Annotated in this window: 12 protein-coding genes; 8 read left to right on the top strand and 4 right to left on the bottom strand. The window is 71.2% G+C overall.

Features of this window, described 5'->3' with window-relative positions; all coding sequences use genetic code 11:
• Positions 1-95: 95 nt before the first annotated feature.
• Entirely contained in the window at positions 96-1,334 is a 1,239-nt protein-coding gene (locus ACFRU2_RS10430; RefSeq protein WP_382970242.1) for an MFS transporter, read from the bottom strand.
• Between the two features lie 127 nt (positions 1,335-1,461).
• Between ACFRU2_RS10430 and ACFRU2_RS10425 the strand changes: the two genes are divergently transcribed.
• From ACFRU2_RS10425 to ACFRU2_RS10405, 5 genes are all read left to right on the top strand, one after another.
• Positions 1,462-2,067 (top strand): CGNR zinc finger domain-containing protein, encoded by a 606-nt coding sequence (locus ACFRU2_RS10425; protein ID WP_382970240.1) that lies wholly within the window; start codon positions 1,462-1,464, stop codon positions 2,065-2,067.
• 279 nt (positions 2,068-2,346) lie between these two features.
• Positions 2,347-2,751 (top strand): SseB family protein, encoded by a 405-nt coding sequence (locus ACFRU2_RS10420; RefSeq protein WP_382970238.1) that lies wholly within the window; start codon positions 2,347-2,349, stop codon positions 2,749-2,751.
• Complete coding sequence (locus tag ACFRU2_RS10415; protein ID WP_382970235.1) at positions 2,751-3,314, top strand: hypothetical protein; 564 nt, start codon at positions 2,751-2,753, stop codon at positions 3,312-3,314. Before ACFRU2_RS10420 ends, ACFRU2_RS10415 begins: the two co-directional genes overlap by 1 nt.
• A complete protein-coding gene (locus ACFRU2_RS10410) occupies positions 3,314-7,945 on the top strand; it encodes a putative T7SS-secreted protein (protein WP_382970233.1) in 4,632 nt (1,543 codons plus the stop codon). Before ACFRU2_RS10415 ends, ACFRU2_RS10410 begins: the two co-directional genes overlap by 1 nt.
• Positions 7,938-8,687: a hypothetical protein gene (locus ACFRU2_RS10405; protein ID WP_382970231.1), complete on the top strand. Its 750-nt coding sequence runs from the start codon at positions 7,938-7,940 to the stop codon at positions 8,685-8,687. The genes ACFRU2_RS10410 and ACFRU2_RS10405 overlap by 8 nt, the downstream gene beginning before the upstream one ends.
• 111 nt (positions 8,688-8,798) lie before the next feature.
• Here ACFRU2_RS10405 and ACFRU2_RS10400 read toward each other — a convergent pair whose 3' ends face one another.
• A complete protein-coding gene (locus ACFRU2_RS10400; RefSeq protein WP_382970228.1) occupies positions 8,799-10,004 on the bottom strand; it encodes a magnesium and cobalt transport protein CorA in 1,206 nt (401 codons plus the stop codon).
• A gap of 165 nt (positions 10,005-10,169) precedes the next feature.
• On the opposite strand from ACFRU2_RS10400, the gene ACFRU2_RS10395 reads away from it, so the two are divergent.
• Together ACFRU2_RS10395 and ACFRU2_RS10390 are read left to right on the top strand one after the other, a co-directional pair.
• The gene (locus tag ACFRU2_RS10395; RefSeq protein ID WP_382970226.1) at positions 10,170-11,333 is read left to right on the top strand and encodes a winged helix DNA-binding domain-containing protein; all 1,164 of its coding nucleotides are present in this window, start codon (positions 10,170-10,172) and stop codon (positions 11,331-11,333) included.
• A 184-nt stretch (positions 11,334-11,517) separates the two neighbouring features.
• On the top strand, positions 11,518-13,068 hold the full coding sequence (locus ACFRU2_RS10390) for an AMP-binding protein (RefSeq protein ID WP_382970224.1): 1,551 nt from the start codon (positions 11,518-11,520) through the stop codon (positions 13,066-13,068).
• A gap of 73 nt (positions 13,069-13,141) precedes the next feature.
• Here ACFRU2_RS10390 and ACFRU2_RS10385 read toward each other — a convergent pair whose 3' ends face one another.
• Both ACFRU2_RS10385 and ACFRU2_RS10380 read right to left on the bottom strand, forming a co-directional pair.
• Positions 13,142-13,630, bottom strand: a complete 489-nt coding sequence (locus ACFRU2_RS10385) for a glutathione peroxidase (RefSeq protein WP_382970221.1) — start codon at positions 13,628-13,630, stop codon at positions 13,142-13,144.
• 43 nt (positions 13,631-13,673) lie between these two features.
• Positions 13,674-14,291, bottom strand: coding sequence for a hypothetical protein (locus ACFRU2_RS10380; RefSeq protein WP_382970830.1), 618 nt, complete (start codon positions 14,289-14,291; stop codon positions 13,674-13,676).
• Between ACFRU2_RS10380 and ACFRU2_RS10375 the strand changes: the two genes are divergently transcribed.
• The gene (locus ACFRU2_RS10375; protein ID WP_382970888.1) at positions 14,215-14,454 is read left to right on the top strand and encodes a hypothetical protein; all 240 of its coding nucleotides are present in this window, start codon (positions 14,215-14,217) and stop codon (positions 14,452-14,454) included. The two genes, ACFRU2_RS10380 and ACFRU2_RS10375, sit on opposite strands and share 77 nt — an antisense overlap.
• Positions 14,455-14,661 lie beyond the last annotated feature (207 nt).

The following is a 14,661-nucleotide window of genomic DNA, read 5'->3' as shown; positions in this document are numbered from 1 at the left end:
GCGGGGGGGGCGGGGGGTTTGCCTCCCCCCCCCCCAAAAAGCCCGGTATGGTGGGGGGGGGGGGGGGGGTTTTTGGGGGCGGGGGCACCGGGCGATCAGCGACGCTCGGCGAGGGAGGGCGCCGCGCCGGATGCGCCGGCCGGGGCGCCCACGGCCTCGGCCCGGCTGTGGCGGCGGATCAGCAGATGGCTCAGCTCGCCGATCAGCAGGCCGGCCGCGATGATGCCGGCCGCGGGATAGCCGAGGTGGTTCGCCGAGACCACGTGGTCGAGGAGGAAAGCACCGACGACGGGAGCGAGCGAGACGCCGATGTAATTGGCGGAGGAACTCAGCGAGATCGAGAGCTGCGAGGCCGCCGGGTTCACGCCGACGAGACGGTGCTGGATGGGGACGAGCATCGCCCAGCCGCAGGCGCCCCAGATCATCACCGCGATGAAGGCCGCCACTTGGTGGTGGCTGCTCCAGGGGGTCGTCGCGAAGACGATGACGGCGATGGTCCCGGCGGTATTGATCACGACCCGGTTGCCGAACTTGTCCGTGAGCCTGCCGGCGAACATGTTGCCCACCACGGCCGCCGCGCCCCAGGCGAAGAGCAGCCACGCGAGCGTCGTGCCGTTGCCGTCCGTGGCCGGGTGGAAGACCTGGCTGACGTAGGTGTACAGGGTGAACAGGCCGCTGTAGGCCACGAGCAGGAGGAGCAGGGTGAGCGTGATCCGCAGGTCGGCGAGCGGGGAGACCCGCTGCTTGAAGGACACGGCCGGCGGGCGCGGGATGGCGGGCAGGCCGACCAGTACGGCGACCATGGCGAGCGCGCCGACCGCGGCGACGAACATCATGGTTCCGCGCCAGTCGGTGACGCCGCTGATGGCGGTGCCGATCGGGGAGCCGAGGGCGGTGGCCGCGCTCAGCCCTCCGAAGAGGATGGACAGGGCGGTTGCGCGCTTCTCGGGCCCCGCGAGCGCGACGACCGCGCCGGCGGACGTCGGGGTGAACATCGCGCCACCGAGGGCCGCGACGACCCGAAAGGCCATCGCGACTTCGAAGGTGGGTGCCAGTCCCGTGCCGATGTTGCCGGCGATGAAGACCAGCAGTCCACCGATCAGCAGCACCTTCCGGGACACCTGCGCAGCGACCGTGGCCACCACCGGAGACAGGATCGCGTAGGCCAGGGCGTATGCGGTGATGAGCTCCGCGGCCGTCGGGACATCGGTGTCCAGGTCCTTGGCGATACTGGGCAGGATGCCCGCCACGACGAAGCTGTCCGTGCCGATGGCAAACATGCCGATGGCGAGCGCGACGAACCTGAGATTGAGTCGCTTGTCCGTTGTTGTCATGAACCCTTCCTTGGTTGATGCCCTCGCCGGGACTCTCTCCCTAACGGAATAAGCATCCATTTGACGTTATCGCCGAGCGTGACCGTACGCATGATCACGGGAAATCACAAGTGCTACCGTTAGGGCCATGGATGCTGTGGAACGACTTCCCTCAACGCAGGGACCGGCCCCCGGCGAGAAGCAGTACGCCTCGCTCGCTCTGGTCAACACCGAGTTCGCCCTGCCGGGAGGCCTGTATGACGGGCTGTCCGACGCCGACGCCGCGCACGAGTGGCTGCGGGAGCGCGGCCTGATCGCAGCCCGGACTCGTGTCGGCGCGGACGGGATCCGGCGCCTGCTGGTGCTGCGCGACACCCTGCGGGTGATCTTCACCGCGCACGACGCGGGCGAGCGGCCGACCGAGGACGCGCTGGGGCGGCTCAACCGCACCCTGGCGACGGCGCCGGGCGTACGCGAGCTCACCTGGACCGAGGAGGGGCCGGCGCTGACTCTCCATCACCGGGCGGGCGCGGCCATCGATGTGGCCCTGGCCCTGCTCGCCGAGGAGGCCGCGGAGCTGCTGACGGGGCCGGACGGCGCCAAGCTCTCGGCCTGCGGCGCCCGGGGCTGCACCCGGTTGTTCATTCGCGCCCACGCCTCCCGGCGCTGGTGCTCCGACCGGTGCGGCAACCGCGTCCGTGCCGCCCGCCACTACGCCGGCCACGGCCGGGCCGTCACACGCCAAGCGCCGTAGGGCCCCGACGGGGCGATGGCGCGGAGCGGAGGCTGTGGGGCGCAGACCCGGCGGGCCGGCAGCGCGGTTCGCCCCGCACCGGGGCCCGGCAGCCGTATCGGTTCCCGGGCCCGTCGGGGGTCGTTCGCTCGCCCCGCACTCTCCCCAGTCATGGCAGCTTCCGGCGGCAGACGCCGTCTGCCCGTGCCGGCCCGCGACCGATGGGCGAGCCTCCTTGAGGCTTGGTGACCGAGGTACCGTTTCCCCTTCGGACGGGGACCTGCGGAGAGGTGAATCGCCATGGAGCTGACGGGGGAAATTGCGGCGATACGGGGCGGGCTGGGTGATCCTGCGCGTCTGCTGGGGGAGTTCCGGCGGGCCGTCCTGCTGGTTCCGCTCGCGGACGGCCCTGACGGCGGTCTGATGTCAGCGGTGTCGGGCGGGATCCGGTGGATCTATGCGTTCACGGACGAGGAGGCGTTGGCCCGGTTCGCCGAGGAGCGCGGGGAGTCCGGTCGGGAGTGGGAGTTCCTCTCGGTGCTGGGTGCGCGGCTGGTCGATGCGGTGGTTCCGGTGGCGGGCGGTCCGGCGGGTGTGGTGGTGAACGTCGCCGACGGGGACGGGTCGATGTTCTTCCCGCCGGTCGCGGGGATCGTTCCGGACGGCAGCGCCGTGGATCTCACTGACGGCGGGGTGGCTGCCTGATGGCGGGTAGCGGGGATCTTGAGGTTTCGCCGGCGGCGGTCAAGAACATTCAGGACGGTTTGCGGGCGGCGATCGGGGAGCTGCGGGAGTCGGGGGATGCGGCCGGTGCGTCGATGGGTGCGGGTTTCGAGAACTTGGCGATGACGGGGATGGAGGCCGGGCACGCGGGTCTGGCCACCGATTTCGAGGATTTCTGCGAGCGCTGGGAGTGGGGTGTTCGCGCCCTCGTGCAGAACGCGAGCACCCTCGCCGGGTCGTTGGGGATCGCGGCAGGCACGGTGTGGGAGGAGGAGCAGTACCTCCACGGCACCTTCAAGGTGGTCGCGAACGCGGCGTACGGCAATCCGCACGCCAGTGAGGACGAGATCGAGAAGAAGTCCTGGGGTGACATCTTCTCCGTGGACGCCTACAAGCCCGATTACAGCGCGGAGTCCTTCGAGAAGAGTGCCGAGGAGATGAAGCAGACCTGGTCGGACACGGGGGACCAGCTGACCTCCAGCGGGAAGATCGGTTCGCTGAAGGACTTGTTGGAGCAGGCGAAGCGTGACGGGGGCGGTCACTGATGGGCTGGCGGGATTTCGTACCGGACGTCATCGAGGACGGTGTCGAGAAGGGTGCGGAGAAGGTCGGTGACGCGGTCGAGTGGGCCGGTGACAAGACGGCCGACTTCGCCGAGGACGTCGGCCTGGACGACGCCGGGGACTGGATCCGGGACAAGAGCCGCTCGGCTGCCAACCAGCTCGGGGCGGACGTCGCGGAGTTGGAGCTCGGCCAGACCGAGGACCCGAACCGGCTGGTCTACGGCAGCGTGTCGAAGATCCGGGCGCAGGTGTCCCACCTGAACGATTTCAAGGCCTCCTTCGACAAGGTCGGCAACGGCCTGAAGGGGATGGGGGAGCCGGACGGCCTGAAGGGCAAGGCGGCCGATGCGTTCCGGGAGTCGGTGGCGAAGGAGCCGCCACGCTGGTTCAAGGCGGCCGAGGCGTTCGGGAAGGCCGCCGACGCGATGGGCCGGTTCGCGGAGACGGTGGAGTGGGCGCAGGGGCAGGCCAAGGAGGCGTTGGAGGAGTACAACCGGGCGAAGAAGGTCTCCACCGAGGCCCGAGGCGCGCACAACAAGCTGGTCGACACCTACAACACTGCGCTGAAGGCGAAGCAGGATCCGCTGCCGCCCCGCCCCTCGGAGAACTTCACCGATCCGGGGACGGCGATCGCGACGGCCGCGCAGGACAAGCTGGACACCGCCCGCAAGCAGCGCAACGACGTGGCGGAGACGGTCCGTACGGCGGTGCGGGCGGCGCGGGACGCTGCTCCGCCGAAGCCTTCGTACGCGAAGCAGCTCGGTGACGGCATGGATTACATGGATCTCGCCAAGACGCACCTTGCGGGTGGTGTGTTCAAGGGCACGGCGGGGATCGTGAACTTCGCGCGGGCGCTCAACCCGATGGACCCGTACAACCTGACGCATCCGGCCGAGTACGTGACGAACCTGAACTCGACGGCCGCGGGTCTGGTCACCATGGCCAACGACCCGCTCGGGGCGGGCAAGCAGATGCTCGACGAGTTCATGAAGGACCCCTCCGAGGGCATCGGCAAGATGATCCCCGAACTCATCGGTTCCAAGGGTCTGGGGTCGCTGAAGAAGGTCGGCTCGGCCGCCTCGCACCTCGACGACCTCAAGGGGCCCGGCCGCACCGGCCTGGACAAGGACGGCCCGCACCAGGGCGAGCGGCCCGACCCCGACAAGCCCAGCGAGCGCACGGACCCGGTCGACCTCGCCACCGGCCGGATGTACCTCCCGCAGACGGACGTGTTCCTCCCCGGCGCCTTCCCCTTCGCGTTCAGGCGCCGTGCGGAGTCCGGCTACCGGGCGGGCCGGTGGTTCGGCCCGACCTGGTCCTCCACCATTGACCAGCACCTGGAGATCGACCCCGAGGGCGTCGTCCTGGTCTCCGAGGACGGGCTCGTGGTCGCCTATCCGCACCCCGCGCCCGGCGTGCCGGTGCTGCCGGCGTCCGCGTCGGGCCCGTGCCACCCGTTGGAGCGGACCCCGGACGGCGACTGGACGCTGACCGACGCCCTGACCGGCGACGTCCGACGCTTCACCCCGCCGCGGGACGGCGCCGAGAACGGCATCGCGCCGATCGCCCAGCTGGAGGACCGCAACGGAGGTCTCGTCGTCTTCGAGTACGACGAGCACGGCACGCCGCTGGGCATCGCCCACTCCGGCGGCTACCACCTCCGCTTCGAGACCGCCGACGGCCGGATCACCGCCCTGCACCTGACCGGCGGCCCGCGCATCCTCGCGTACGGGTACACCGACGGGAACCTGACCGAGGTCACCAACTCCTCCGGTGTGCCGCTGCGGTTCACCTACGACGCGGTCACCCGGATCACCGCCTGGACCGATACGAACGGCCGCCGCTACGAGTACGCCTACGACGACCTCGACCGGTGCGTCGCGGAGGCCGGCGAGGCGGGCCACATCGCCCTCACCTTCGGCTACGACGAGGTCGACCCGCAGACCGGCCACCGGGTGACGCGGATGACCACCGCCGCCGGCCACACCCGCCGCTATCTGATCGACGACCGGTACCGGGTGGTGGCCGAGACCGACCCGCTCGGTGCGGTCAGCCGGTACGCCTACGACGGCCGGGGCCGCCGGATCGCGCACACCGATCCGCTCGGCCACACGACACGCAGCACCTACGACGACGCGGGCCGCCTTCTCTCCTACGTCCGGCCCGACGGCCGGGAGGCACGGGCCGAGTACGACGAGCTCGGCAACCCGGTCAAAATCGTCGCCGTGGACGGCTCGGTCGTCCGCCAGACCTACGACCGGCGCGGAAACCGCACCTCGGTCAGCCGCCCCGACGGGACTGTCACCCGCTTCGGCCACGACGAACGCGGCCACCTCACCACGGTCACCGATCCGCTGGGCGCGGTCACGCGGGTCCGCACCGACCGGGCCGGGCTGCCGCTCGCCGTCACCGACCGGCTCGGTGCCACCACGACGTACGAGCGGGACGCCTTCGGACGGACCACGGCGGTCACCGACCCGCTGGGCGCGGTCACGCGTACCGAGTGGACGGTCGAGGGCAAGCCGCAGCATCGGAGCACCCCGGACGGCGGCCGGCGCTCGTGGACGTACGACGGCGAGGGCAACTGCCTGACCCGCACGGACGGTCCCGACGACAGGACGGTGCGCTTCGAGTACACCCACTTCGACCTGCTCACCGCCCGGACCGACGCCGACGGCGCCCGCCACGAGTACACGTACGACGCCGAGTTGCGCCTGACCGGGGTCCGCGACCCGCAGGGCATGACCTGGGAGTACGCCTACGACCCGGCGGGCCGGCTCGTCAAGGAGACCGACTTCGACGGTCGTGTTCTCGGCTACGCCTACGACCCGGCGGACCGGCTCGTCGCCCGCACCGACGCCCTCGGGCGGCGGATCACCTACGAGCGCGACGCCTTGGGGCACACGGTCCGCAAGGACGCGGGCGGCACGGTGACGACGTACGAGTACGACGTCTTCGACCGGCTCGCCGTCGCGGTGCACGGGGGCAGCGTCCTGACCCGGCTGCGCGACCGGGCGGGCCGGCTCCTCCAGGAGACGGTCGACGGCCGCACCTCCACCTACACCTACGACTCCATGGGCCGGCGCACCGGCCGGACCACCCCGACGGGTGCCTCCGCGGCTTGGGCCTACGACGAGGCCGGCCGTCACGATGCCCTGACCACGTCCGGCCGGCGCATCGGCTTCGCTCACGACGCGGCCGGCCGGGAACTCAGCCGCACCTACGGAGACCTCCTCACCCTCGACCAGGCCTGGGACGGGGCCGGCCGGCTGGTGGAGCAGCGGCTCACGGGCCCCGGCGACGGGCTGGTACAGCGCCGCGGGTACACCTACCGGTCCGACGGGCTCCTGACCGGCGTGGACGATCTGCTGGCCGGCGCGCGCAGCTACGCCCTCGACCCCCGGGGCCGGGTGACCGCGGTGCACGCCGAGAACTGGACCGAGCGCTACGCGTACGACGAGGCGGGCAACCAGACCTCCGCCTCCTGGCCCGGCTCCCATCCCGGAGGCCAGGACGCCACCGGACCGCGCACCTACGAGGGCACCCGTTTGATCGGCGCGGGCCGGATCCGCCACGAGTACGACGCCCTCGGCCGGGTCGTGCTCCGCCAGAAGGCCAGGCTCTCGCGCAAGCCCGACACCTGGCGCTACGAGTGGGACACCGAGGACCGGATCACGGCGGTGACCACCCCGGACGGGACGCGGTGGCGGTACACGTACGATCCGCTGGGACGGCGGACGGCCAAGGAACGGATGACGCCAGACGGCCTGGAGGTGGCCGAGCGCACGGTCTTCACCTGGGACGGCACCGTGCTGTGCGAGCAGACCGGCACCACGGTGGAGGCGGAGCACGCAGTCGCCGTCACCTGGGACCACCGCGGCCTGCAGCCGATCGCGCAGACCGAGCGGATCCTGACGGCCGACCAGGAGGTGGTGGACGAGCGGTTCTACGCCATCGTCACCGACCTGGTCGGAACGCCCACCGAACTCGTCGGCGAGCGCGGCGAGCTGGCCTGGCGCAGCCGGTCCACCCTGTGGGGCTCCACGGCCTGGAACCGGGACGCCACGGCGTACACGCCGCTGCGCTTCCCCGGCCAGTACTTCGACGCCGAATCGGGCCTGCACCACAACTACTTCCGCAGCTACGACCCCGAGACCGCCCGCTACCTGAGCCCGGACCCGCTGGGCCTGGCGGCCGCTCCCAACCCGGTGGCGTACGTCGCGAACCCCCACCACTGGTGCGACCCCTTCGGGCTGGCCCCCTACCCGGACGGCACCCGGGCGGCCCAGGGCGTCGACCACCAGCTCAACGAGGCGGAGAGCGGCAAGTCGAACCACTACCTGGAGGGCATCGGCGGGGACGAGGTGAAACTGGAGAAGTACCTGCGGGGCCATCTCCAGTCGCCGGCGAACTACGTCGACGCGGAGTCGGGGGCCCGGATCATCATCGACCGCAGCCTGGACCCGAGCAGGCCGGTGGCCATCATCCGCCAGGACCATATGATCCACGCGTACCACATCGACCCGGAGGACCTCTCCAACTACATCACTCCGCGAGACGGCAAGGACGTGGCGAAGTGGCGGACCCCGAAGGACGACGAAGTGAATGAATAGCCCCGGCGAATCACCCCATACCCCGGCACCCGGTTGGCCGGGCTACCGCTCCGAGCCGTCCTACGACGCCGGCCGGAGCCGGGTCTTCCCGGCCCCGGTGCCGGCGGAGCTGCGGGCGCTCGGAGACGAGGTCCGGGCGGCCGACTGGCCGGTGCGGCTGGCCTTCCGCGGTTCCCGGATCGCGCTGTTGGACACCCTCTGCCGCTGGCAGACCCTGCGCGCGCTGGCGTACGTGCGCCTCCTGGCGGCCCGCACGGCGGACGAGCGGCTGCCGGCCGACCTGAGGGTCGTTCCCGGAGCGGAATCGGCGGGCGATCCGGGCCTGCCCGAGTTGCTGGAGCGACTGGAACGGGCCGCCGTGGATCTCCCGGCGGACCTGCTGGACGCGATCCTCTGCGACAGCGGCGGGCTGCTCGCGGACAACCGCTTCGCGGCATCGGTGCTGGCCGCCGGGCTCACCGCCGATTCCCGGCCGGGGGACACGGACGAGGCGGTCTCCCGCGCCGTGGTGCTCACCAGCTACTGGTACGAGGTCCCCGAGCGGCGCGGGGCCCTGGCACTGGCATGGAGTGCGAACCTGTTCGTCCGCTCCTGGCTGTGGTGGTCGCTGCGCTTCGAGTACGGCGATCCGGCGGGCGGCCTCGGCATCACCAGCGACCCCCGCCCGGCCCGCCCGGCGGCGTCCGCCCTCCCGGACTGGGCGACGGCCCTGCTGGAGCGTGTCGAGCGGGGCGACATGTAGGGCGGGCCTCGGCGAGCGCGATGCGCCGGCCCGTGCGGCCCCGCCGCCAGACGCCGGCGACCGCACCGCGACCAGGCGGTTGCGACCACGCGCCGCCGCTTGCCCTGCTGCCTACAGCCAGTCGCGCTTCTTGAAGATGACGTACAGGCTGACGCAGACCACTGCCATCAGCAGGATCGCGAAGGGGTAGCCCCCTGCCCACTTCAGTTCCGGCATGTCTTCGAAGTTCATGCCGTAGATCGTTCCCACCAGGGTGGGGGCGAAGAGGATGGCCGCCCAGGAGGAGATCTTCTTGATTTCCTCGTTCTGTTCGAAGCCGGCCTCGGCCAAGGCGCGCATTTCGGCGTTCTGTTGTTGGGAGACCAGGGTGGCGTTGACCGTCAGGATTTCCGTGAGGGCCTGGCGGAAGCCGTCCACGCGTTCGCTGGTGTGGGTGACGTGGTCGGCCACGTCGCGGAGGTAGCGCTGGAGTTCCTCGTCCGTGCCGTACTTCGCGAAGCCGGCCATCAGGCTGTGGAGCATGCCGACCAGGGGGCGGGTGGCGCGTTGGAACTCGACCATTTCCCGGGAGAGTTCGTAGATGCGGCGGGAGACTTCCGGGTCGCCGCTGAAGACCTCGGTCTCGATCTCGTCCATGTCGATCTGGACGCCCTCGACGACGGGGGCGTAGCCGTCGACCACCGCGTCGAGGATGGCGTACAGGGCGGCTTCCGGGCCGAGGGAGAGGAGTTCGGGGGACTCCTCCATGCGGCGGCGGACCGCCGAGAGGTCCGGGGCCGCGCCGTGGCGGACCGTGATCAGGAAGTCGGGGCCGACGAAGATGTGGAGCTCGCCGAAGTCGACCTCCTCCAGCGCGTCCAGGTAGCGGGCGGCCCGCAGGACGACGAAGAGGGTGTCTCCGTAGCGCTCCAGCTTGGGGCGCTGGTGGGCCTCCAGGGCGTCCTCGATGGAGAGCGGGTGGAGGTTGAACTCGTCGGCCAGGGAGTGGAGTTCGGATTCCGTGGGGCGGTGCAAGCCGATCCAGGCCATGCCGTCGGGCTGTTCGCGCAGTCGGCGGAAGGTGTCGGCCAGGGTGGTGGGCGAGGCGACCCGGACTCCGTCGCGGTAGACCGCGGAGTCGATCACGCTGCGGTGGTCCGCGGGCGTGGGGGCCGGCGGGGGCGGCTTCGGGGCCCGTGGGGGTGCGGCCGGGGGAGCGGAGGGGAGAGCGGCCGGGCGTCGCCAGCCCACCCGCTTCGCGGGCCCGGCCCCGGGCGCGGGCGCGGCGGCGGACGGGGGCGAGGGCGAGGGGCGGCGGCGGTCTGGTCGCTCCGACATCGCAGGTCAGCTCCCGGTCGAACGGGTGTTTACGGGCAAGGTGCAGGATATCCGGGTGAATGGTCCCCCGGGTTCCCCGGGGTCCATTCGAGTCCGGGGCGGGCGGATGCAGCCGGAACGGAGTTGCGGACAGAAGGTGTCCGCATGGGCCGCTACGTTGCTGTCATGGCCTCCAAGACGACGCGTCCCGTACTCGACACCCGTGCGCTGAACCGTGCCACGCTCGCCCGCCAGCTGCTCCTGACCCGCGCGGAGATGTCCGCGCAGGACGCCACGGAGCACCTGCTGGGGCTGCAGGCGCAGAACGTGAAGCCGCCCTACTTCCAGCTCCACGCCCGCCTCGCCGGATTCGGGCCGGCCGAGCTCGCCGGGCTGATGGAGTCCCGGCAGGTGGTCCGGATGGTCACCATGAGGTCCACCATCCACACCCACACCGTCCGCGACGCGCTCACCCTGCGTCCCCTGGTCCAGCCCGCCCGCGACCGGGAGATCAACTACTTCCGCAAGGGCCTGGTCGGAGTGGGCCTCGACAGGCTGGCCGAGCGGGCGCGGGAGTTCGTGGAGGCCGAACCGCGGACCATGGCGGAGATACGGGAGGAACTGCTCAAGGAGTGGCCCGGAGCCGACCCGCAGTCGCTGTCCGTCGCCGCGCGCTGCCGGCTGCCGCTCGTCCAGGTCACCCCGCGCGGGGTCTGGGGGAAGAGCGGGCAGGTCCGCCTCACCACCTTGAACCAGTGGGTGGGAAAGGACACGGGGGGAGCTGTGGAGAGAGGAGTGGAGGGAGCAGCGGAGGGAGGAGGGCTCGGTGGGGAGGCCTCGGGTATCGATGACGCCGTTCTGCGGTATCTCGGGGCCTTCGGGCCCGCCTCCGTCAAGGACATGCAGACGTGGGCAGGGCTCACCCGGCTGCGCGAGGCCTTCGAGCGGCTGAGGCCCGTTCTGGAGGTGTTCCAGGACGAGAACGGCGTCGAACTCTTCGATCTGCCCGACGGACCCCGCCCCGATGCCGAGCAGCCCGCCCCGCCCCGGTTCCTGCCCGAGTTCGACAACCTGCTCCTCTCCCACGCCGACCGCTCCCGGGTGATCCCGCCCGAGCTGAAGGGGAGCAGCTGGACCGGGAACCAGGCCCACTGCACGCTGCTCCTCGACGGCTTCCTCGCCGGCCTCTGGAAGCTGGAGGACAAGGCGGAGGGCAGGACGCTCACCGTCGAGCTGTTCTCCGACGTGTCCAAGGCCGGCAAGGCGGAGATCGTGGCCGAGGGGGAGGTGCTCCTCGCGGAGATGGGCGACGGGGCGGGTGAGGTCCGCTTCGGGTCCATCCGCGCGTGAGCCCGGACCCCGAATGAGCGGCGCCGCGCTCTGGTGGCCCGTACGCCGGACACGGCACGATGCCTGGCACGACCGAGATCACCCACGATCGTTCTCGTTCGTGGCGGGCCGCTCGACCACCGACGGACGGCGGCACGCTTCCTTCATGCAGCTGTTCGGGATCAGGGACCCTAGGAGAGAGCACATGCGGATTCCCATGACCGTCACGGACTTCCTCGACCGGGCGGAGCTGGGGTTCTCGTCGAGCCCGGGCGTGGTGGACGAGCCGGATCAGCCCGCGCCACCGGTCCCCGATTCGACCTACGGGAGGCTGGGCGAGCGCGTACGGGCCTGGCAGGCGGGATTCGACGCGCTGGGGGTCGGCGAGGGCGAGCGCGTGGCCGTGGTCAGCCACAACTCCGCCCGGCTCCTGGAGCTGCTCTTCGCGGTGCCGATGAGCGGGCGCGTCTGCGTACCGGTCAACTTCCGGCTGAAGCCGGAGGAGGTCGACTACGTGGTCCGGCAGAGCGGGGCCTCGGTGCTGCTCGTCGACCCGGAACTGGACGAGGCGCTGTCGGGCGTCAAGGCCCGCCACCGCTTCGTCCTCGGCCCGCAGACCGACGCCGAGCTGATGCGCTTCGGTGTGGAGCCGCGCCCCTGGTCGCACCCGGACGAGGACGCGACCGCGACGATCAACTACACCTCGGGGACCACCGCACGCCCCAAGGGGGTGCAGCTCACCCACCGCAACATCTGGGTGAACGGGCTCACCTTCGGACTGCACACCCGGGTCTGGGAGCGTGACGTCTACATGCACACGCTGCCGATGTTCCACTGCAACGGCTGGGGCATGCCCTTCGTGATGGCCGGGCTCGGCGTCAAGCAGGTCGTGCTGCGCAAGGTCGACGGCGCCGAGATCCTGCGCCGGGTCGAGGAGCACGGGGTCACGCTGATGTGCGGTGCCCCCGCCGTGTGGAACACCGTGCTGGACGCCGCGGCGAGCTGGGAGGGCGAGATCCCGGGCCGCGACCGGGTGCGCGTCGTCTGCGCGGGCGCCCCGCCGCCGAGCCGGACGATCCAGCGCATGGGCGAGGAGCTGGGCTGGGAGTTCACGCAGATCTACGGCCTGACCGAGACCTCGCCGCTGCTCACCTTCAACCGGACCCTGCCCGCCGACGCCGGGCTGCCGGCCGAGGAACGGGCGCGCCGGCTCTCGCGTGCGGGGCTGCCCGCGTTGGGGGTCAAGCTGCGGGTCTCCGAGGACGGCGAGGTCCTGGCCAGGTCGAACGTCGTACTGGAGGGGTACTGGGACAAGCCGGAGGAGACCGCGGCCGCACTGCAGGACGGCTGGTTCCACACGGGTGACGGCGGCACGGTCGACGAGGCCGACGGCCATCTGACGATCTCCGACCGGAAGAAGGACGTGATCATCACCGGCGGCGAGAACGTGTCGTCGATCGAGGTGGAGGACGCGATCTTCAGCCATCCGGCGGTCGCGGAGGTCGCCGTCATCGGTGTGCCGCACGAGAAATGGGGCGAGACGATCAAGGCCCTCGTGGTCCTCGCCGAGGGAGCCGACCCGGAGGCCGTCCAGGAGGCGGAGATCATCGCCCACTGCAAGCAGCGACTGGCCGGGTACAAGGCCCCGACGACGGTCGAATTCCGCGCCACCATCCCGCGTACGGCCACCGGCAAGATCCAGAAGTTCAAGCTCCGCGAGCCGTACTGGTCGGGCCTGGAGCGGCAGGTGAACTGACCGCCGTCCCTGTGAACGACCGAGGGCCGGTACGGGGCTGCGCGCGCAGCCCCGTACCGGCCCTCACGTGCCGCTAGGCGGGCAGCAGGGCCTCGATCGCCGCGATGACCTCGGGGGACTCGGGCTCCGTGTGCGGGCGGAAGCGGGCCACGACCTCGCCGGCGGGGGAGATCAGGAACTTCTCGAAGTTCCAGGTGATGTCACCGGCCTCGCCCTCGGCGTCCGCAACCTTCACGAGCTCCTTGTAGAGCGGGTGACGGTCCTCGCCGTTGACCTCGGACTTCTCCAGCATCGGGAAGGTGACGCCGAAGCCGGCCGCGCAGAACGTCTGGATGTCGTCGGCGTTGCCCGGCTCCTGGCCGCCGAACTGGTTGCAGGGCACACCGATGACGGTGAAGCCCTTCTCCTCGTACTTGAACTGCAGGCGGGCCAGACCCGAGTACTGAGGGGTGAGACCGCACTGCGAGGCGGTGTTCACGAGCAGGATCGCCTTGCCCTTGTGCGCGGCGAGGCTGGTGGGCTCGTCGGACAGGGTGGTCAGCGGGATGTCGTACAGGCTCATCAAGCTCTCCTCGGCAGGCAAACGCACGTGATACCCCTCGAGCCTAGGCCCCCATGCCGACGAGGTCGTCCGCCGGGTCGTTGACCGGCTGGGGCATGCCGGTGAGGTCCATGACGAAGAGCGGTATCCCGAGGTCGTCGGCGCGGGCGCGGGCGTCCTCCGTGTATCCGGCGAGGGAGAAGTAGACGCTCGTCGCGCACGCCGTGAGCCCGTTCAGCCAGACGCACTCCACCGCCCGCAGCCCGGCCGGGGCCGTGGTCGGGTCCACCTGGGCGACCAGGCCGGGGGCCCGCAGGTCCACCGCCGTCGACGGGATCGGCCGCCCGTCGGGCTGGCGCACGTCCTGGAAGCCGAGCCAGCGCAGGTACAGCGCGGCGGTGACCACCGCGTCCCGGGCGGTCCGGATGGTCACGGGCCGGAAGGCGGGGCGGGGCACCGCGGGGTCGGCCGGGGCCGCGCCGTCGGGCGGTCCCGGTCGCGCCTGCCGCCCCGGCGTCTCCACCCCGGGACGGGAAGGAGACGGAGGCGGAGGCGGAGGCGGAGGCGGAGGCGGAGAAGGAAGGGACGGCGGGGGAGAAAGGGGAGTGCGCGCAACCCCGCCCGCCGGCTCCAGCGGATGCACCGGAACCAGTACGACCGTCCCGCAGGAGGTGCACCCCACCTCCGGATGCGGCCACTCGCTCTCCCGCCCGCAGGCCTCGCACCGCACCGCGACCCAGCTCTGCGTCCAGGTGCGGTGGGTCAGCTCCCGGGGCGGCGAGGTCAGGTCCAGGGGCGGGGTGACCGGGTTCCCGCAGGCGCAGGGGAAGACCGGGGCGGAGTAGCCGTTCTCGCGCAGGCACGCCGGGCAGCGCACCGGTACCGCATCCGCCATGAGACCTGGCCCCCCTTCGTCGCTGTGCGTAGCCCCATGGTCCACCACCTGCCACCGGAGGGGCGGGCAGACCCTCGATTTTCCGTCGAGTCCTGGGTTTTCGTACAACTCACTGCCCAAGACGCGGCTTTTGGTGGGTTCCGGGGTGCCGTACCGC

The organism is Streptomyces sp. NPDC056883 (genome assembly GCF_042788835.1).
Lineage (GTDB): Bacteria > Actinomycetota > Actinomycetes > Streptomycetales > Streptomycetaceae > Streptomyces > Streptomyces stoeckheimensis.
The sequence above is the reverse complement of the archived record's forward strand: the minus strand, read 5'-3'. Positions and strand labels throughout refer to the sequence as shown.

Coding starts and splice junctions, on each gene's coding strand:
- ACFRU2_RS10430 (WP_382970242.1), bottom strand. CDS start 1,334: ATGACAACAACGGACAAGCGACTCAATCTCAGGTTCGTCGCGCTCGCC.
- ACFRU2_RS10425 (WP_382970240.1), top strand. CDS start 1,462: ATGGATGCTGTGGAACGACTTCCCTCAACGCAGGGACCGGCCCCCGGC.
- ACFRU2_RS10410 (WP_382970233.1), top strand. CDS start 3,314: ATGGGCTGGCGGGATTTCGTACCGGACGTCATCGAGGACGGTGTCGAG.
- ACFRU2_RS10395 (WP_382970226.1), top strand. CDS start 10,170: ATGGCCTCCAAGACGACGCGTCCCGTACTCGACACCCGTGCGCTGAAC.
- ACFRU2_RS10415 (WP_382970235.1), top strand. CDS start 2,751: ATGGCGGGTAGCGGGGATCTTGAGGTTTCGCCGGCGGCGGTCAAGAAC.
- ACFRU2_RS10420 (WP_382970238.1), top strand. CDS start 2,347: ATGGAGCTGACGGGGGAAATTGCGGCGATACGGGGCGGGCTGGGTGAT.
- ACFRU2_RS10400 (WP_382970228.1), bottom strand. CDS start 10,004: ATGTCGGAGCGACCAGACCGCCGCCGCCCCTCGCCCTCGCCCCCGTCC.
- ACFRU2_RS10405 (WP_382970231.1), top strand. CDS start 7,938: ATGAATAGCCCCGGCGAATCACCCCATACCCCGGCACCCGGTTGGCCG.
- ACFRU2_RS10385 (WP_382970221.1), bottom strand. CDS start 13,630: ATGAGCCTGTACGACATCCCGCTGACCACCCTGTCCGACGAGCCCACC.
- ACFRU2_RS10390 (WP_382970224.1), top strand. CDS start 11,518: ATGCGGATTCCCATGACCGTCACGGACTTCCTCGACCGGGCGGAGCTG.